Raw genomic sequence first — 17749 nt, 5'->3', positions numbered from 1 at the left:
ATGACTTTACGTTTACTGGTAAAGAAAACAAAGCTTCTGGAACTACAACATGGAATGAGAAGAGCCATACTTACGGTAAGGTATCTGTTCCAGTAATTCCAGGTTACTACGCTGATAAGACAGAAGCTGGTGGTAAGACAGTTACTCCAGAAAATCCTGAAGCAACAGATACAGTAACCTACAAACCACTTGGAAACTTGGTTCCAAAATCTGATGATCCGAAATTCCCATCAACACCTGATGTGAAATATCCAAATGATCCAACAGATCCAAGCAAACCAGGTCAACCTGTCGTTCCTAACGTACCAGGCTACAAACCATACTTGCCAGATCCAAAAGATCCAAGCAAACCAGGTAAACCAGTAGAACCAGGAAAACCAATCACTCCTGAAAACCCAGGTGACGACACACCAATCATCTACGTTCCAATCGTAAATGATGTGAAGAAACCAACTAAACAAACAGTTAAGTTTGAAGGAGCAGGCGATAAGACTCCAGGAGACAATGTCCAAGATGACTTTACGTTTACTGGTAAAGAAAACAAAGCTTCTGGAACAACAACATGGAATGAGAAGAGCCATACTTACGGTAAGGTATCTGTACCAGTAATTCCAGGTTACTACGCTGATAAGACAGAAGCCGGTGGTAAGACAGTTACTCCAGAAAATCCTGAAGCAACAGATACAGTTACTTACAAACCGCTTGGTAGCTTGGTTCCAAAATCTGATGATCCGAAATTCCCATCAACACCTGATGTGAAATATCCAAACGATCCAACAGATCCAAGCAAACCAGGTAAACCAGTCGTTCCAGACGTACCAGGCTACAAACCATACTTGCCAGATCCAAAAGATCCAAGCAAACCAGGTAAACCAGTAGAACCAGGAAAACCAATCACTCCTGAAAAACCAGGTGACGACACACCAATCATCTACGTTCCAATCGTACCAGAAACTCCTAATGTCCCAACTCCAGAGCCAAGACCAGAGACACCTGGTACTCCAAATCCAGAACCAAAACCTTTGAATCCTGAAAAAGTAGTTCGCGAATTGCCAAATACTGGTACGGATTCAAATGCGGTTATGACTGGACTTGGAATCATTGGAATGGCAACAACACTATTAGGTTTAGCTCAAAAGAAAAAAGAAGATTAACGAAAATATTTAATTCTATAAAGTTAATTTCTGGCTAAATTACAAAGTGTCTAATGCCAAAAAGACAAAGCCCTTAGAACTCAAGTTTCTAAGGGCTTTTCTTGGCTCTCTGTCAACTGTAGTGAGTTGGAATAAAAAGCAAACATCTGGAGAGGACGATCATTGTCCTCTCCATTTTTATATTCAGAAAGAGGAAAATCTGTTTATTGAAGTTTTCAAAGTTCCTAAAATAGTTCGATAAAAAAGTAGGAATTGATACCTACATCTAAGAGAGGACCTTCGAGTTCTCTCTTTTTATGTCTTCTAGTATTCGTTTTAAGTAGTACTTACTATATTCATATTTTTTACAAAAATAAACCGTTTTCACTTGACAAAAATTGGTCTATACCATATAATAAAATAAAGAAAATGGAGGTTATAAAAATGAAAGTTATTAAAGTGGAAAATCCAATTGAAGGTGGAAAAGTTGCTTTTGACATCCTGAAAGAAAAGTTGGAAAATGGTGCGCAAACCTTGGGACTTGCAACAGGAAGTAGCCCTCTTGAGTTCTACCAAGAAATCGTTAAAAGCGATCTTGATTTTTCAAATCATACAAGTGTGAACTTAGATGAGTATGTCGGTCTTGATGGGGACAATCCTCAATCATACCGTTACTTCATGCAAGAAAATCTTTTCAATCAAAAACCATTTAAAGAAAGCTTCTTGCCACGTGGCGATAAAGACCATGCTGAAGAAGAAGTAGAACGCTACAATCAAATTTTGGCTGACCATCCAGTTGACCTACAAATCTTGGGAATTGGTCGTAATGGACACATTGGATTTAACGAGCCAGGAACTCCATTTGATAGCCAAACACATCTTGTAGAGCTTGACCAGTCTACTATCGAAGCTAACGCACGTTTCTTTGATAAGATTGAAGATGTTCCAACACAAGCTATTTCAATGGGTATTAAGAACATTTTGGATGCTAAGTCTATCCTTCTCTTTGCTTATGGTGAATCAAAAGCAGAAGCTATCGCTGGAACTGTTGAAGGTCCTGTGACAGAAAGCCTTCCAGCAAGTAGTCTGCAAAACCATCCAGATGTGACCATTATCGCAGATGCAGCAGCACTCAGCTTGTTAAAGAAATAAGATTTTTATCATTAAAGACCATTCGATCCTGTGGATTGGGTGGTTTTTTGGTCTGGATATTTTTCAAATATGATGAGGGATGAAAATCAAAATTTTTTGTATTTTTTACATGAAGAAGATAAATTTGACTGTTCATCACTTTCTGCTTTTTGTCAGTATTTAGCAAAGATAGAAGCTATCAGTTTAGGTCAACTAAAGGATTTACATTTTATTCAAGAGCAGATACTTAAACACCTTGTCTGGTATTTTGAGAGTCAGGATCTGTATATCATTTCTGATCTACCGTCAGATTATTGGGAGTACCTAGATCACATGGGGTTAGAAATTAAAAAATTAAGTGTTTGTTTAGAACAAACTTTAGAAGTGGAGAACTAGGCTAGACATAATGGTAAAATCTTGTAAATTTTAAAATGAATGATTTGGGAGAATTTCATTTTTTTCTTGACAATTTTCTTTATTCCGTGTAAAATAGAATAGATCTTGAACTTGAAGGGAGTGAAAAAAATGTCTAAAACAGTAGTACGTAAGAATGAATCTCTTGACGATGCACTTCGTCGTTTCAAACGTGCGGTTACTAAAGCTGGTACTCTTCAAGAAACACGCAAACGTGAATTCTATGAAAAACCTTCTGTAAAACGTAAACGTAAATCAGAAGCAGCTCGTAAACGTAAAAAATTCTAATTAATTAGAAAGGCTAGAGAGATCTAGTCTTTTTTCTTTTTAAATTAATCCTGTAAATCCTGCAAAATTCTAAAACTTCCTCCTACAATTTGATATAATAGTAGAGAAGAACTCGATTTAAGGAGGAAATAATGTCGGTTTTAGTAAAAGAAGTGATTGAAAAGCTTAGATTGGACATTGTCTATGGTGAAGCAGAATTACTTGAAAAGGAAATCAATACTGCGGATATTACGCGACCTGGTCTTGAAATGACAGGCTATTTTGATTACTATACTCCAGAACGGATTCAACTTTTGGGGATGAAGGAGTGGTCTTACCTAGTCTCTATGCCTTCTCAAAATCGTTACGATGTCTTGAAAAAAATGTTTCAACCGGAGACACCTGCGGTCATCGTTGCCCGTGGTTTGGTGGTTCCAGAGGAAATGTTGAAGGCTGCTAGAGAATGTAAAATTGCGATTTTAACTAGTCGTACAGCAACCAGTCGTTTGTCTGGAGAACTATCTAGCTATCTTGATTCTCGTTTAGCGGAACGTACAAGTGTACATGGAGTCCTAATGGATATCTATGGTATGGGTGTTTTGATTCAAGGTGACAGTGGAATCGGTAAGAGTGAGACAGGTTTAGAACTAGTTAAACGTGGTCACCGCTTGGTAGCAGACGATCGGGTAGATATCTATTCTAAGGATGAAATGACTCTCTGGGGTGAACCTGCTGAAATCTTGAAACATCTGATCGAAATTCGTGGAGTAGGGATCATCGATGTCATGAGTCTATACGGTGCCAGTGCAGTTAAGGATTCTTCACAAGTTCAGCTAGCTGTTTATTTGGAAAATTACGATACACATAAGACCTTTGATCGCTTAGGAAATAATGCTGAAGAACTAGAAGTTTCTGGAGTTACCATTCCACGTATCCGCATCCCAGTTAAAACAGGGCGCAATATTTCTGTTGTTATCGAGGCGGCAGCTATGAATTATCGTGCCAAAGACATGGGCTTTGATGCGACGCGTCTGTTTGAAGAACGTTTAACAAATCTGATTTCAAAGAACGAGGTGAAAGATGATTGATCCTGTTGCTTTTCAGATAGGTCCCTTTGCTGTTCGCTGGTATGCGCTTTGTATTGTTTCAGGTCTGATCTTAGCAGTTTTTCTAGCTATGCGTGAAGCACCTCATAAAAAGATTTTATCTGATGATATTTTAGACTTTATCTTGATTGCCTTCCCATTATCAATACTTGGAGCGAGACTGTATTATGTCATCTTTAAATTGGATTATTACAGTCAGCACCTAGGAGAAATCTTTGCTATCTGGAATGGCGGTCTAGCGATCTACGGTGGTCTGATTACTGGGGCGATTGTTCTATACATCTTCGCGGACCGCAAGTTAATCAATACTTGGGATTTCTTAGATATTGCTGCACCGAGTGTTCTGATTGCTCAGAGCCTTGGACGCTGGGGAAATTTCTTTAACCAGGAAGCTTATGGTGCAGCTGTTGAGAGTCTGGACTTTCTTCCATCCTTTATTAAGAATCAGATGTATATCGATGGTTCTTATCGACAGCCAACCTTTCTATATGAGTCCATTTGGAATGTCATCGGATTTGCTTTGATTCTTATTTTTAGAAGACGCCTAAAAGGTATTCGCCGTGGGCACATCACAGCTTTTTATCTTATGTGGTATGGCTTTGGACGTTTGATTATTGAAGGTATGCGTACTGATAGCCTCATGTTCCTTGGCCTTCGTGTTTCCCAGTTGTTATCAGCTGTCTTAATCGGACTTGGTATCTTTATTGTTTTCTATCAAAATCGGAAAAAAGCACCATTTTATATTATAAAAAAGGAGAATTAATATGTTAGAAGCTGCTTATATTTTTGTAGCCATTGCCTTGGTTGTGTTTATAGTTTATTTGATTATTACGCTTCAAAAAGTTGGACGTGTAATCGATGAAACTGAAAATACTGTTAAAACGCTAACTTCAGATGTAAATATTACTCTACATCACACAAACGAGCTTCTTGCCAAGGTCAATGTTCTGGTTGATGATATCAACGTCAAAGTCGCAACAATTGATCCCCTCTTTACAGCAGTGGCTGATTTGTCTGTTTCTGTTTCTGATTTAAATGAGCAGGCTCGTGTGTTGAGTAAAAAAGCATCATCTGCTGGTTCAAAAACCTTGAAGACAGGCGCAGGTTTGTCAGCTCTTCGTGTTGCAAGTAAATTTTTTAAGAAATAAAAAGGAGATAACTCATGGGTAAATTATCATCAATCCTTCTAGGAACTGTTTCAGGTGTAGCTGCAGCCTTGTTTCTAACTAGTGAAAAAGGGAAACGAGTGAGAAGTCAAGCGCAAGGATTTTTAGAAGATTTAAGAGAAGATCCTGAGTATGTCAAGGAACAAGTCTGTGAAAAACTGACTGATGTAAAAGAACAAACCAAAGAATTTGTTCTTAAAACCAAGGAACAAGTGGAATCAGGGGAAATCACTCTTGATATTGTTCTTGAAAAAACAAAATGTTGCGCACAACAGGCGACTGAAGCTTCAAAAGAAACCTTGAACAGTCTCAAAGAACAACTGGAAGAAAAAGTAGTTGTGGAAGAACAAGAAGAAGGTCAAGAAATCGTCATCGAGATTCAAGAAGATTAAAATAGAGTCACCATTTCATGATTCCCTATGAGTCAGACATGGTGATTTTTTTCTTGAATGAACTCTTTATGGTATAATGAATACTATGCAGAAGAAACCGACATCAGCCTATGTGCATATTCCATTTTGCACACAGATTTGTTATTATTGTGACTTTTCAAAAGTCTTTATTAAAAACCAGCCAGTGGATAGTTATCTAGAACATCTCTTAGAAGAGTATCGCTCTTATGATATTCAACAGTTGCGAACCCTTTATATAGGAGGGGGGACTCCCACAGCCTTATCAGCCCAACAACTAGAGTTTTTGTTAGATGGGTTGACGAAAAATTTGGACTTATCAGCCTTGGAGGAATTAACCATTGAAGCCAACCCTGGGGATTTAGATGCAGATAAGATTGCAGTCCTAAAGAATTCAGCTGTCAATCGGGTCTCACTAGGTGTGCAAACTTTTGATGATAAAATGCTAAAAAAGATTGGGCGTAGTCATTTGGAGAAGGATATCTATGAAAATATAGACCGTCTCAAGTTAGCAGGATTTGATAATATCTCTATTGACTTGATTTACGCTCTTCCCGGGCAAACTATGGAGCAGGTCAAGGATAATGTTGCCAAGGCTATCGCTCTGGATATTCCTCACATGAGTCTCTATAGCTTGATTTTGGAAAATCACACTGTCTTTATGAACCGTATGCGTCGTGGTAAATTACCTCTTCCCAAGGAAGAATTAGAAGCAGAGATGTTTGAATATATCATTACTGAGTTGGAGAATGCTGGTTTTGAACATTACGAGATTTCTAATTTTTCCAAGCCAGGGTTTGAAAGTCGTCATAACCTCATGTATTGGGACAATGCAGAGTATTTTGGTATCGGCGCTGGCGCTTCGGGCTATGTCAATGGTGTTCGCTACAAAAACCACGGTCCCATCCGTCACTACATGAAAGCAGTAGAAGCTAGTAATGCGAGGATCAATGAGGAACATTTGAGTCAGAGAGAACAAATGGAAGAAGAAATGTTTCTGGGCCTCCGTAAGAAATCTGGGGTTTCAATTAGACGATTTGAAGAAAAATTTGTTACTTCTTTTGAAGAGTTGTATGGGCAAGTTGTGAAAGATTTGTGTAATCAAGGCCTTTTACAAGTAGAAGGTCAACAAATTCGCATGACAAAGAAAGGTCTCTTTTTAGGAGACACAGTAGCAGAAAGATTTATTTTGGAGTGATACTATGGGTTTAACTTATAAAATGAATATGAAAATTCCTTTTGATATGTCAGATATGAATGGGCATATCAAACTACCGAGCCTCATCTTACTTTCTCTGCAGGTTTCTGGTAGCCAGTCAGCTCAACTTGGCGTAAGCGATAAGGAAATACTTGAAAAATATAATCTAGTTTGGATTATTACAGAGTACGATATTGATGTGATTAGGCTTCCACGTTTTGCAGAGGAAATTACCATCGAGACAGAGGCTTTAAGTTACAATCGTCTCTTTTGTTACCGCCGTTTCACCATCTACGATGAGTCAGGTCAAGCTATTATCCAAATGCTGGCTAGCTTTGCCTTGATGGACCGAGACAGTCGCAAGGTCCATAGCGTGGATCCTGAGATGGTTGCCCCTTACCAATCGGAATTTTCAAAGAAAATCATTCGAGGTCCCAAATACACTGATTTGGACAATCCTACTAGTAAGGACTATCATGTTCGCTTTTATGATTTGGATATGAATGGGCATGTCAATAATAGCAAGTATCTAGATTGGATTTTTGAAGTGATGGGAGCAGACTTTCTCATGAATCATATCCCACAGAAAATCAATCTCAAATACGTGAAGGAAGTTCGTCCTGGAGGTATGATTAGCTCTAGCTATGAATTGGACGGATTGCAGAGTTGCCATCAAGTTACCAGCCAAGGAGTCGTCAATGCCCAGGCTTTGATTCAATGGACTACAAAGGAGTGAAAATGACTTATAAAGGATATTTAATAGATTTAGACGGAACAATTTATAAGGGGAAAGATAGAATCCCAGCGGGAGAAGCTTTTGTTCATGAGTTACAAAAAAGAGAGATTCCTTATCTTTTTGTAACAAATAATACCACTCGTACACCTGAAAGTGTTCAAGAGATGTTAGCCAATCACTTTAACATCGAAACGCCTGTATCGACCATCTATACTGCAACTTTAGCGACCATAGACTATATGAATGACCTTGGACTAGAAAATACTGTCTATGTCATTGGTGAGGCAGGTCTAAAGGAAGCCATTCAAGCAGCAGGCTATGTTGAGAACAAGGACAATCCAGCCTATGTGGTTGTTGGTTTAGACTGGCAAGTTGACTATGAAAAATTTGCTACGGCAACCCTAGCTATCCATAAAGGTGCTCACTTTATCGGTACCAACCCTGATTTGAACATTCCGACGGAACGAGGTCTTTTGCCTGGTGCTGGTTCTCTCATTACTCTTCTTGAAGCAGCGACTCGCGTAAAACCAGTTTATATTGGAAAACCAAACGCGATTATTATGGATAAGGCTGTTGAACACCTAGGACTTGAACGTGAAGAAATTGTCATGGTAGGGGATAACTATCTAACAGATATTCGCGCAGGAATCGATAATGGAATTCCCAGTCTATTAGTAACAACTGGTTTTACCAAACCAGAAGAAGTAGCAGATTTGCCAATTGCACCAACTCATGTCCTTTCAAGTCTAGCGGAGTGGAATTTCGATGAAAACTAAGTTTACTTTTGTAGGAAGTATTCTCTTTCTTCTCTCGCTTGCAATTTTATTGACAATATACCTAGCATGGCTGATTTATCCTCAGGAAATTTCTTGGTTAAACTTGACAAATCGTGTTCATCTGCAACCTCAGACAATCCAGCATAACTTTAATGATTTGATGGATTATTTGACCAATCCATTAAATCAAGCATTGGAAATGCCAGATTTTCCTTCATCTGCATCTGGAATCCATCATTTTGCGGTTGTAAAGGGTTTGTTCCATCTGGCTCAAGGAGTAGCACTAGTAACTCTACCGATATTCTATCTTTTTTGGAAGCAGGTCATTCAGAAAGGATTTCTATCTCTCTACCGTAGGGGAATTTTAATCATGCTCTCTCTACCTTTGGTTCTTGGTTTATTTGGTGTCTTAGTTGGCTTTGAGCAGTTTTTTACCTTGTTCCACCAGATACTTTTCGTGGGCGATGATACTTGGCTTTTTGATCCCGCGTTTGATCCAGTTATTTTAATCCTACCAGAGGAATTTTTCCTCCATTGTTTTCTCTTGTTTTTCTGTATCTATGAGCTTCTTTTTGGTTTCTTTTGTTTCAAAAGTAGAAGGGTTTACCAGTCAGAAAAGGAATAAAATTAGCTAGATTTTAATGAATGTTCGAAAAACTTTTATCGTTTGGGAAATCTTTTTTGCCATACTGGAGCAAATGATTTACCTTTAATCAGAAATAGCCTATTTTTATCGAAAAAAGTAGGTTTTTTTACGGAAATAACTAGTCAAGCGCTTTATTTTTTTGTATAATAGAGTTAGAAAAGTATGCAAAGAAGAGAATAGCATGATTACACTATTTTTATCACCGAGTTGTACATCATGTCGTAAGGCAAAGGCCTGGCTTGATAATCATAAAGTGCCTTTCCAAGAGCACAACATTATGACCAGTCCTTTATCAAGAAAAGAGTTGCAACAAATTCTTTCCTTGACCGAAAACGGTACCGATGACATCATTTCAACTCGTTCAAAAATTTTCCAAAAGTTAAATATCGATGTGGAAAGTATCTCGGTGACGGAGTTGCTTAGTTTAATTGAGCAATACCCTAGTCTTTTGCGTCGTCCTATTATCATTGATGATAAACGTATGCAGATTGGCTTTAATGAAGATGAGATTCGTGCATTTCTTCCTCGTAGTTACCGTAAACAAGAACTGAAAGAAGCTACATTGAGAGCTGGTATTAATTAGATGAATAAACAGTATAGTTACCCACTAGATTTGTCGTGGAGCACTGAAGAACTTGCTTCAGTGCTTTCTTTTTTTAATGATGTTGAAGCAGCCTATGAAGGCAAAGTAGAGGCCAAACGACTTTTAGAGTCCTACAAAAAATTTAAAGTTGTCGTTCCAAGCAAGAGTGAAGAAAAACGTTTGGGACGTGAATTTGAAGCAGTTAGTGGATATTCTTTCTACCGTGCAGTCCAATTGGCAAAAGAAAAAGGAGAAGGGAAGATTTCACTTGGAAAATAAATTTACATTTGCCAAAGAAATTGTTAGGGAAGCAGGAGAGTATATTCTCGAGCATATGAAAGAAGATCTCCATGTTGAGAGAAAATCTTCGCCTACAGATTTGGTCACTAAGTTAGATAAAGAAGTTCAAGCCTTACTTATTGAGAAAATTCGTTCTCGTTATCCCGATGATTTATTTTGTGCAGAAGAAGGTTGCCTGCGTGCAGCAGTTGGACAAGGTTGTGTATGGATTATTGATCCTATTGATGGGACCAACAACTTCGTTGCACAAGGTGAAGATTTTGCCGTTATGCTAGCCTATTTTGAGAATGGTGTTGGGAAATTTGGGATTATCTATGATGTTATGAAGGATGCTTGTTATCATGGAGGTGGAGCTTTTCAGGCTTATCTTAATGATGAACCCTTACCTGACTTTAAGAATAAGCCCCTGTGTGACTTTCTAATTGCAGGGAATGCTGGTATGCTAGAGTCAAATACTTGGGGAGTTGCTGATTTATCCAAGGCTTCACTGGGTGTCAGAGTATATGGTAGTGCTGCTATCAGCTTTTCGAGAATCCTTTCAGGTCAACTATTGGCCTATATCACCTATCTCCAACCATGGGACTATGCAGCAGCCAGTATCTTAGGTGAGGGTTTAGGCTATCAGATTGTAACTCTATCTGGAGAGCCAGTAGATTTTGAGTCACGCCAGCCTATCATGATGGCACCAAAAGAAAAGTTGGCAGAGATTCAATCCTATATTTACGAAAGGAAACTATCTTAGATGAATTTTCCAGAAGGATTTGTAAAAAAATATGAAACAATATTAGGAGATGAGGCAAGAGCTTTTCTTGCCTCTTTTGATGATGAAGCTGTTTCTGCTTTTCGTATCAACCCTTTAAAAGAAAGACAGGTTTCTTTTTCGGATGCTATTCCACATACACCCTGGGGCTACTATGGAAAGGTTTCTGGGAAATCTCCTGAGCATGTAACAGGTTTGGTTTATTCCCAAGAACCTGCTGCACAAATGGTTGCACAAGTAGCTCAGCCAAAGTCAGGTATGAAGGTCTTGGACTTGGCAGCGGCTCCCGGTGGGAAATCCACTCAACTGGCCTCCTATCTAGCTGGTGAGGGGCTCCTCGTTTCCAATGAAATTTCAAGTAAGCGAGCAAAAATACTGGTTGAAAATATGGAACGCTTTGGTGCGACAAATGTAGTTGTAACTAATGAATCTGCCGATCGTTTGGCTAAAGTATTTAAAGGGTATTTTGACCTAATTGTTCTAGATGCGCCTTGCTCGGGTGAAGGGATGTTTCGTAAACAACCTGATGCCATGGATTACTGGAGTGTCGATTATCCTAGTCAGTGCGCTAGTTTACAACGTGAGATTTTAGCAGATGCAGTTACTATGTTGGCTGATGGTGGTCGACTAGTCTATTCAACCTGTACCTGGGCGCCAGAAGAAAACGAAGAAATCGTCCAATGGTTACTGGATAGTTATAATTTTGAATTGATTCCAATCCAACATATCAATGGTATGTCACAAGGAATCAACCAACCTGAAACAGCTCGTATGTACCCTCATCTCTTTAAGGGAGAAGGTCAGTTCGTGGCCCATCTTCAGTTTAAAGGTCAAAACAAGGCTGGGAAGTTCAAACCTTCTAAGACGAATCTCAGTCGTGAACAGTTGAGTTTGTGGCAGGATTTTGAGAAGAAGCATTTAAAAGAAAAACTGACCGGAGTCCTACAAGTTTTTGGTGACCAACTTTATATTTTGCCAAGCGAATTACCAGACTTGAGTAAGCTCAAAATCTCTCGTAATGGACTTCATCTTGGAACCTTTAAGAAAAAACGTTTTGAACCCAGCTTTGCACTTGGTTTAGCCTTAAAACCGAGTCAAGTCAAACAAAGTCTTGAAATTACTCAAGAGGATTTTGTTAAATACGTAGCAGGTGAAACGGTCCAGTTAGACCAGAACTATACGAATGGTTGGTACCAAGTTTTGGTTGGTGGAAATGGTCTAGGTTTTGCAAAAGTAACCGGAAATACCTTGAAGAATTATTTTCCTAAGGGCTTGAGGTTTAAGGTGAAAAACTAGTCAAAAACAGTATTCTATGTTATAGTGGAAGTATGGATTTTCCCTGAAAACAATAGAAAATAAGGGCAAAAATTCAAGCTATTCATCATTATTTTCAAGGAGACAAATAGTGAAAAAATTTAAAAAACTCACCATCTCTCTTGCAACTCTTTTACTTGCTAGTTCGCTAGCAGGGTGTGCAAGTTGGATTGATCGTGGGGAATCTATGACAGCTGTAGGTTCAACCGCCCTTCAACCCTTAGTCGAAGCGGCAGCAGATGAGTTTGCGTCAGCTCACATCGGTAAAACAGTCAATGTTCAAGGGGGTGGATCTGGTACAGGTCTATCTCAAGTCCAGTCTGGAGCGGTAGACGTCGGTAACTCGGATGTATTTGCTGAGGAAAAAGACGGTATTGATGCCTCTGCCTTGGTAGACCATAAGGTAGCCGTTGCTGGAATTGCTGTTATTATTAATAAAGAGGTGGATGTCGATAATCTAACGACAGATCAACTCCGACAAATCTTCACAGGAGAAATTACCAACTGGAAAGAAGTCGGCGGGAAAGATTTAGCCATCTCTATAATCAACCGTGCGGCTAGTTCAGGTTCTCGTGCAACCTTTGACAGTGTGATTATGAATGGTCAGTCAGCGGTTCAAAGTCAGGAACAGGATTCTAACGGTATGGTGAAGTCCATCGTTTCTCAAACCCCAGGAGCGATTTCCTACCTTGCCTTCGCTTATGTTGATGATTCTGTTGGGACAATCAAACTCAATGGCTATGAACCGACTTCAGAGAATGTAACTACTAATAATTGGCCTTTGTGGTCTTATGAACACATGTATACACTTGGTAAGCCAAATGAATTGGTTGCTGAATTCTTAAACTTTGTTCTTTCAGACGAAGTTCAGAACGGAATCGTTAAAGGAATGGGCTATATTTCTATCAAAGAAATGAAGGTTGAAAAAGATGCTGCAGGTACCGTAACAGCGATAGAAGGGAGTCAATAATGAAACAAGAAGAATTATCTAAAAAATTGCTCTCTCCTTCAAAAAACTCTCGTCTTGAGAAATTAGGAAAAGGGCTAACCTTTGCCTGCCTATCTTTGATTGTTATCATTGTGGCTATGATTTTAATCTTTGTAGCCCAAAAAGGTTTGTCGACCTTCTTTGTTAATGGAGTGAATATCTTTGATTTCCTCTTTGGTGCAACTTGGAATCCATCAGGTAAGCAATTTGGTGCTCTTCCAATGATTTTAGGTTCCTTTATTGTTACCATCCTATCAGCTTTGATTGCTACACCATTTGCCATTGGGGCAGCAGTCTTTATGACAGAAGTATCACCAAAAGGAGCTAAGATTTTACAACCAGCTATCGAGCTCCTAGTTGGGATTCCTTCAGTAGTTTATGGATTTATCGGTTTGCAGGTCGTGGTACCTTTTGTACGTACTGTCTTTGGTGGTACTGGTTTTGGGATTTTATCAGGGATTTTCGTTCTCTTTGTCATGATTTTACCAACTGTTACCTTTATGACAACAGATAGCCTACGTGCTGTTCCTCGACACTACCGTGAAGCTAGTTTAGCTATGGGAGCCACTCGTTGGCAAACCATCTGGCGTGTGACCTTGAAAGCAGCACGTTCAGGTATTTTCACTGCAGTGGTCTTTGGGATGGCGCGTGCCTTTGGTGAAGCCCTGGCTATTCAGATGGTTGTTGGTAACTCAGCAGTTGTTCCAACATCATTGACGACACCAGCAGCGACTCTGACATCTGTATTGACCATGGGAATCGGTAATACCGTTATGGGAACTGTTGATAATAATGTTCTTTGGTCACTGGCCTTAGTATTGCTTTTGATGAGCTTGGCCTTTAACAGTGTCATTAAACTGATTACGAAAGAAAGAGGAAAGAAAAACTATGCACGCTAAGAAATTAGATAAACTTGCAACAGCTGTCCTCTACACCATCGCAGGAATCATTGTGACCATTCTAGCTTCCTTGATTCTTTATATTTTGGTTCGAGGCTTGCCTCATGTTTCTTGGTCTTTCTTGACAGGAAAATCATCCTCTTATCAAGCAGGTGGAGGGATCGGAATTCAGCTCTATAATTCCTTCTTCCTTCTGGTCATTACCTTGATTATCTCTGTGCCCTTATCTATGGGAGCTGGGATTTTCCTAGCTGAATACGCCAAAAAAGGTCCTGTGACCAATTTTGTCAGAACCTGTATTGAAATCTTGTCTTCACTGCCATCTGTGGTTGTAGGTCTCTTTGGTTACTTGATCTTTGTAGTCCAGTTTGAGTATGGATTTTCAATCATTTCAGGTGCCTTGGCCTTGACAGTTTTTAACCTGCCTCAGATGACTCGTAATGTTGAGGACAGTTTGAAACACGTCCACCACACGCAACGTGAGGCTGGTTTGGCGCTTGGACTTTCTCGTTGGGAAACAGTTCTGCATGTCGTTATCCCTGAAGCTCTTCCTGGAATTGTAACGGGGATCGTGCTTGCATCAGGTCGTATCTTTGGGGAAGCTGCAGCCCTTATCTACACAGCAGGTCAATCTGCACCAGCACTTGACTGGTCTAACTGGAACGTTCTAAGTGTATCTAGTCCAATTTCAATCTTCCGTCAAGCAGAAACCTTGGCTGTCCATATCTGGAAAGTCAATAGTGAAGGAACTATTCCTGATGGAACACTTGTTTCAGCAGGTTCTGCTGCGGTGCTCCTAATCTTTATCTTGATCTTTAACTTTGGAGCACGTAAACTCGGAAGCTATCTACACAAGAAATTAACCGCAGCCTAAAGGAGAAGCCATGTCAAAATATAATTGGGATGAAAGGCATATCATTACTTTTCCAGAAGAAAAAGTGGCCCTCTCTACTAAGGATTTACATGTTTACTACGGTAAGAATGAATCCATTAAGGGCGTGGATATGCAATTCGAAAAAAATAAAATTACAGCCTTGATCGGACCGTCAGGTTCTGGGAAATCAACCTACCTACGCAGTCTCAATCGTATGAATGATACCATTGATATTGCCAAGGTTACAGGACAAATTCTCTATCAAGGAATTGATGTTAACCGTCCTGAAATCAATGTTTATGAAATGCGTAAACATATCGGAATGGTTTTTCAACGTCCAAACCCATTTGCTAAATCAATCTACCGCAACATCACCTTTGCACATGAACGTGCAGGAGTTAAGGACAAGAAGGTCCTTGATGAAATTGTAGAAACCTCACTTCGCCAGGCTGCCCTCTGGGATCAGGTTAAAGACGACCTTCATAAGTCAGCCTTGACGCTTTCAGGTGGTCAGCAGCAACGTCTCTGTATCGCTCGTGCTATTTCTGTAAAACCAGACATCCTCTTAATGGATGAGCCGGCATCAGCCTTGGATCCGATTGCGACAGCCCAGCTCGAGGAAACTATGCTTGAGTTGAAGAAGGACTTTACCATCATCATCGTGACCCACAGTATGCAACAGGCTGCGCGTGCTAGTGATTATACAGGTTTTTTCTACTTGGGTGACTTGATCGAGTATGATAAGACGTCTAATATTTTCCAAAATGCCAAACTACAGTCAACTAATGACTATGTAACTGGACACTTTGGTTAGAAAGGAAACAGTATGACAGAACCGATTTTGCAGGTTAAAGACCTGTCTGTTTATTACAACAAAAAGAAGGCCTTGAATAGTGTTTCCTTATCTTTCCAACCCAAGGAAATCACAGCTCTTATCGGACCATCAGGATCAGGGAAATCAACACTTCTAAAGGCTATTAATCGAATGGGTGACCTTAATCCTGAAGTGACGACAACTGGATCAGTGGTTTATAATGGGCACAATATCTATAGTCCGCGTACCGACACGGTTGAATTACGTAAGGAAATCGGAATGGTTTTCCAACAACCCAATCCATTCCCAATGTCTATCTACGAAAATGTTGTTTATGGACTAAGAATTAATGGAGAGAAAGACAAGCAAGTCTTGGACGAAGCTGTGGAGAAAGCTTTACAGCGTGCATCAATCTGGGATGAGGTCAAGGATCGCTTGCATGATTCAGCTATTGGTCTATCAGGTGGACAACAACAACGTGTCTGTGTAGCTCGTGTATTGGCGACTAGTCCAAAGATTATTCTTTTGGATGAACCTACATCTGCCTTGGACCCTATCTCTGCGGGTAAGATTGAGGAAACCTTGTATGGGCTAAAAGACAAGTACACCATGCTTCTAGTAACTCGCTCTATGCAGCAAGCATCTCGAATCTCTGATAAAACAGGCTTTTTCCTTAATGGAGATTTGATTGAATTTAACGATACCAAGGAAATGTTCCTCTATCCACAACATAAGGAAACAGAAGATTACATTTCAGGTAAATTTGGATAAGGAGAAAAAGATGTTACGATCTCAATTTGAAGAAGATTTAGAGAAATTGCATAACCAATTCTACGCCATGGGACAGGAGGTTCTTTCACAGATCAATCGTACAGTCCGTGCCTTTGTTACCCATGACCGTGATTTGGCAAAAGAAGTTATTGACAAAGACGCAGAAGTGAATGAATATGAAATTAAGCTGGAAAAGAAATCATTTGAAATCATTGCCCTTCAGCAACCAGTTTCACAAGACTTACGCACTGTCTTAACAGTCCTAAAAGCTGTTTCGGATTTGGAACGGATGGGAGACCACGCCGTATCAATCGCTGAGGCAACCATTCGTATGAAGGGAGAGGAGCGTATCCCTGCCGTCGAAGAAGAAATTAAGAAGATGGGACGCGATGTCAAGAATTTTGTCGAAACGACACTTGACCTCTACCTCAACGCTTCTGTTGAGAAGGCCTATGAAGTTGCAACCATGGATGAAAAAATTAACCACTATTTTGAAGATATCCGTGATCTTGCAACTGAAGAAATTAAAAAGAACCCAGAAGCCATCGTCACAGGTCGTGATTACTTCCAAGTTATCTCTTACTTGGAGCGAATTGGTGACTATGCCAAAAATATCTGTGAATGGGTAGTTTACTTTGAAACAGGTAAGATTGTAGAATTATAAAGTATTCAAATGCTAAAATTATTGTGAAAGCTTACTTTTTACTAGAGTAAGCTTTCATTGTATAGATGATTTATACTCAATGAAAATCAAAGAGCAAACTAGGAAGCGAGCTGCTGGTTGGTCAAAACACCGTTTTGAGGTTGTGGATAGAACTGACGAAGTCAGTAACACATATACGGCAAAGCGAAGCTGACGTGGTTTGAAGAGATTTTCGAAGAGTATTACTTGGTCAGAGGTGAAAAATGAACTACATACAAAATATAAGAAAAAAAGTTGGAAAAGATAAAATTATTTTAAATTTTACTTGTGGAATTTTAAGTCAATCAGGAAAAATATTATTACAAAAACGAGCAGACAAAGGAACTTGGGGTTTACCAGGTGGTGCTATTGAATTAGGTGAATCGGCTGTAGAAGCATTAGTGCGAGAGTTTTATGAAGAAACTGGACTGAAAGTAACAGTGAAAAGACTATTAAATGTTTATACAAAATATTCAGATAGTTATCCAAATGGTAATGAGGCTCAAGTTCTTACAATTTTGTATTTAGTTTCATCTGAAACTTCTATCTCTACAAATTTTTTTGCAAATGAAGAAACTTTAGAATTAGGTTTCTTTGATCGTAGAGACATACAAAATATCACAATTGTAAACCAGCAACATCAAGATATGATAAATGATTTTTTTGAAAATAAGTTCCCAATAGATAGATAAACTAATCACTGAATTTCAATTTTTTATAATTATATTTTATGAAAATGCAAGAAAATCTTGACAAGTATTTTCAAATAAGTTATAATTAT

General features: G+C 39.2%; 23 protein-coding genes. All 23 read left to right on the top strand.

All coding sequences use genetic code 11. From position 1 onward, the window contains the following. Nucleotides 1–1154 (top strand): mucin-binding protein (locus QM874_RS07540; protein WP_414316832.1); only part of this gene is annotated, 1154 nt, incomplete at its 5' end. Nucleotides 1155–1577: 423 nt separating this feature from the next. Next, complete coding sequence (locus tag QM874_RS07535; RefSeq protein ID WP_414316831.1) at nucleotides 1578–2285, top strand: glucosamine-6-phosphate deaminase; 708 nt, start codon at nucleotides 1578–1580, stop codon at nucleotides 2283–2285. A 69-nt stretch (nucleotides 2286–2354) separates the two neighbouring features. Then, nucleotides 2355–2660 (top strand): hypothetical protein, encoded by a 306-nt coding sequence (locus QM874_RS07530; RefSeq protein ID WP_414316830.1) that lies wholly within the window; start codon nucleotides 2355–2357, stop codon nucleotides 2658–2660. A gap of 129 nt (nucleotides 2661–2789) precedes the next feature. Further along, nucleotides 2790–2966, top strand: coding sequence for a 30S ribosomal protein S21 (rpsU, locus tag QM874_RS07525; RefSeq protein ID WP_000048054.1), 177 nt, complete (start codon nucleotides 2790–2792; stop codon nucleotides 2964–2966). Between the two features lie 131 nt (nucleotides 2967–3097). Beyond that, nucleotides 3098–4033, top strand: coding sequence for an HPr(Ser) kinase/phosphatase (hprK, locus tag QM874_RS07520; protein ID WP_075229382.1), 936 nt, complete (start codon nucleotides 3098–3100; stop codon nucleotides 4031–4033). Beyond that, a complete protein-coding gene (lgt, locus tag QM874_RS07515; protein WP_414316829.1) occupies nucleotides 4026–4814 on the top strand; it encodes a prolipoprotein diacylglyceryl transferase in 789 nt (262 codons plus the stop codon). The genes hprK and lgt overlap by 8 nt, the downstream gene beginning before the upstream one ends. Before the next feature lies 1 nt (nucleotide 4815). Further along, nucleotides 4816–5199, top strand: a complete 384-nt coding sequence (locus QM874_RS07510) for a DUF948 domain-containing protein (RefSeq protein ID WP_414316828.1) — start codon at nucleotides 4816–4818, stop codon at nucleotides 5197–5199. 14 nt (nucleotides 5200–5213) lie between these two features. Then, nucleotides 5214–5609, top strand: coding sequence for a YtxH domain-containing protein (locus QM874_RS07505; RefSeq protein ID WP_414316827.1), 396 nt, complete (start codon nucleotides 5214–5216; stop codon nucleotides 5607–5609). 85 nt (nucleotides 5610–5694) lie between these two features. Further along, nucleotides 5695–6825, top strand: a complete 1131-nt coding sequence (gene hemW, locus QM874_RS07500) for a radical SAM family heme chaperone HemW (RefSeq protein ID WP_414316826.1) — start codon at nucleotides 5695–5697, stop codon at nucleotides 6823–6825. 4 nt (nucleotides 6826–6829) lie between these two features. Continuing rightward, nucleotides 6830–7561 (top strand): acyl-ACP thioesterase domain-containing protein, encoded by a 732-nt coding sequence (locus QM874_RS07495; protein ID WP_414316825.1) that lies wholly within the window; start codon nucleotides 6830–6832, stop codon nucleotides 7559–7561. A 2-nt stretch (nucleotides 7562–7563) separates the two neighbouring features. Next, nucleotides 7564–8337: a TIGR01457 family HAD-type hydrolase gene (locus QM874_RS07490; protein WP_414316824.1), complete on the top strand. Its 774-nt coding sequence runs from the start codon at nucleotides 7564–7566 to the stop codon at nucleotides 8335–8337. Continuing rightward, entirely contained in the window at nucleotides 8327–8962 is a 636-nt protein-coding gene (locus QM874_RS07485) for a TIGR01906 family membrane protein (protein WP_414316823.1), read from the top strand. Before QM874_RS07490 ends, QM874_RS07485 begins: the two co-directional genes overlap by 11 nt. A gap of 202 nt (nucleotides 8963–9164) precedes the next feature. Further along, the gene (locus tag QM874_RS07480; protein WP_373115371.1) at nucleotides 9165–9566 is read left to right on the top strand and encodes a Spx/MgsR family RNA polymerase-binding regulatory protein; all 402 of its coding nucleotides are present in this window, start codon (nucleotides 9165–9167) and stop codon (nucleotides 9564–9566) included. Continuing rightward, the gene (locus tag QM874_RS07475; RefSeq protein ID WP_414316822.1) at nucleotides 9567–9845 is read left to right on the top strand and encodes a UPF0223 family protein; all 279 of its coding nucleotides are present in this window, start codon (nucleotides 9567–9569) and stop codon (nucleotides 9843–9845) included. Beyond that, entirely contained in the window at nucleotides 9835–10608 is a 774-nt protein-coding gene (locus QM874_RS07470; protein ID WP_414316821.1) for an inositol monophosphatase family protein, read from the top strand. The genes QM874_RS07475 and QM874_RS07470 overlap by 11 nt, the downstream gene beginning before the upstream one ends. Continuing rightward, nucleotides 10609–11922: an RsmF rRNA methyltransferase first C-terminal domain-containing protein gene (locus tag QM874_RS07465; RefSeq protein ID WP_414316820.1), complete on the top strand. Its 1314-nt coding sequence runs from the start codon at nucleotides 10609–10611 to the stop codon at nucleotides 11920–11922. Between the two features lie 109 nt (nucleotides 11923–12031). After that, the gene (locus QM874_RS07460; RefSeq protein ID WP_414316819.1) at nucleotides 12032–12910 is read left to right on the top strand and encodes a phosphate ABC transporter substrate-binding protein PstS; all 879 of its coding nucleotides are present in this window, start codon (nucleotides 12032–12034) and stop codon (nucleotides 12908–12910) included. Then, entirely contained in the window at nucleotides 12910–13827 is a 918-nt protein-coding gene (pstC, locus tag QM874_RS07455) for a phosphate ABC transporter permease subunit PstC (protein WP_414307917.1), read from the top strand. The genes QM874_RS07460 and pstC overlap by 1 nt, the downstream gene beginning before the upstream one ends. Beyond that, nucleotides 13817–14701 (top strand): phosphate ABC transporter permease PstA, encoded by an 885-nt coding sequence (pstA, locus tag QM874_RS07450; protein WP_414316818.1) that lies wholly within the window; start codon nucleotides 13817–13819, stop codon nucleotides 14699–14701. Before pstC ends, pstA begins: the two co-directional genes overlap by 11 nt. Before the next feature lie 10 nt (nucleotides 14702–14711). Beyond that, nucleotides 14712–15515, top strand: a complete 804-nt coding sequence (gene pstB, locus QM874_RS07445) for a phosphate ABC transporter ATP-binding protein PstB (protein ID WP_049495489.1) — start codon at nucleotides 14712–14714, stop codon at nucleotides 15513–15515. 12 nt (nucleotides 15516–15527) lie between these two features. Continuing rightward, a complete protein-coding gene (gene pstB, locus QM874_RS07440; RefSeq protein WP_414311260.1) occupies nucleotides 15528–16286 on the top strand; it encodes a phosphate ABC transporter ATP-binding protein PstB in 759 nt (252 codons plus the stop codon). Between the two features lie 10 nt (nucleotides 16287–16296). Beyond that, complete coding sequence (phoU, locus tag QM874_RS07435; RefSeq protein ID WP_414316817.1) at nucleotides 16297–16950, top strand: phosphate signaling complex protein PhoU; 654 nt, start codon at nucleotides 16297–16299, stop codon at nucleotides 16948–16950. A gap of 242 nt (nucleotides 16951–17192) precedes the next feature. Continuing rightward, nucleotides 17193–17660, top strand: a complete 468-nt coding sequence (locus QM874_RS07430) for an NUDIX hydrolase (protein ID WP_414316816.1) — start codon at nucleotides 17193–17195, stop codon at nucleotides 17658–17660. Nucleotides 17661–17749 lie beyond the last annotated feature (89 nt).

The organism is Streptococcus infantis (assembly GCF_047463615.1).
GTDB lineage: Bacteria > Bacillota > Bacilli > Lactobacillales > Streptococcaceae > Streptococcus > Streptococcus infantis_X.
Note: the sequence above shows the minus strand (reverse complement) of the source record. Positions and strands in the feature narration are given on the sequence as shown.

Bases quoted from the DNA above. Each gene is read 5' to 3' on its own strand.
- QM874_RS07535 (WP_414316831.1), top strand. From the start codon at position 1,578: ATGAAAGTTATTAAAGTGGAAAATCCAATTGAAGGTGGAAAAGTTGCT.
- QM874_RS07530 (WP_414316830.1), top strand. From the start codon at position 2,355: ATGATGAGGGATGAAAATCAAAATTTTTTGTATTTTTTACATGAAGAA.
- rpsU (WP_000048054.1), top strand. From the start codon at position 2,790: ATGTCTAAAACAGTAGTACGTAAGAATGAATCTCTTGACGATGCACTT.
- hprK (WP_075229382.1), top strand. From the start codon at position 3,098: ATGTCGGTTTTAGTAAAAGAAGTGATTGAAAAGCTTAGATTGGACATT.
- lgt (WP_414316829.1), top strand. From the start codon at position 4,026: ATGATTGATCCTGTTGCTTTTCAGATAGGTCCCTTTGCTGTTCGCTGG.
- QM874_RS07510 (WP_414316828.1), top strand. From the start codon at position 4,816: ATGTTAGAAGCTGCTTATATTTTTGTAGCCATTGCCTTGGTTGTGTTT.
- QM874_RS07505 (WP_414316827.1), top strand. From the start codon at position 5,214: ATGGGTAAATTATCATCAATCCTTCTAGGAACTGTTTCAGGTGTAGCT.
- hemW (WP_414316826.1), top strand. From the start codon at position 5,695: ATGCAGAAGAAACCGACATCAGCCTATGTGCATATTCCATTTTGCACA.
- QM874_RS07495 (WP_414316825.1), top strand. From the start codon at position 6,830: ATGGGTTTAACTTATAAAATGAATATGAAAATTCCTTTTGATATGTCA.
- QM874_RS07490 (WP_414316824.1), top strand. From the start codon at position 7,564: ATGACTTATAAAGGATATTTAATAGATTTAGACGGAACAATTTATAAG.
- QM874_RS07485 (WP_414316823.1), top strand. From the start codon at position 8,327: ATGAAAACTAAGTTTACTTTTGTAGGAAGTATTCTCTTTCTTCTCTCG.
- QM874_RS07480 (WP_373115371.1), top strand. From the start codon at position 9,165: ATGATTACACTATTTTTATCACCGAGTTGTACATCATGTCGTAAGGCA.
- QM874_RS07475 (WP_414316822.1), top strand. From the start codon at position 9,567: ATGAATAAACAGTATAGTTACCCACTAGATTTGTCGTGGAGCACTGAA.
- QM874_RS07465 (WP_414316820.1), top strand. From the start codon at position 10,609: ATGAATTTTCCAGAAGGATTTGTAAAAAAATATGAAACAATATTAGGA.
- pstC (WP_414307917.1), top strand. From the start codon at position 12,910: ATGAAACAAGAAGAATTATCTAAAAAATTGCTCTCTCCTTCAAAAAAC.
- pstA (WP_414316818.1), top strand. From the start codon at position 13,817: ATGCACGCTAAGAAATTAGATAAACTTGCAACAGCTGTCCTCTACACC.
- pstB (WP_049495489.1), top strand. From the start codon at position 14,712: ATGTCAAAATATAATTGGGATGAAAGGCATATCATTACTTTTCCAGAA.
- pstB (WP_414311260.1), top strand. From the start codon at position 15,528: ATGACAGAACCGATTTTGCAGGTTAAAGACCTGTCTGTTTATTACAAC.
- phoU (WP_414316817.1), top strand. From the start codon at position 16,297: ATGTTACGATCTCAATTTGAAGAAGATTTAGAGAAATTGCATAACCAA.
- QM874_RS07430 (WP_414316816.1), top strand. From the start codon at position 17,193: ATGAACTACATACAAAATATAAGAAAAAAAGTTGGAAAAGATAAAATT.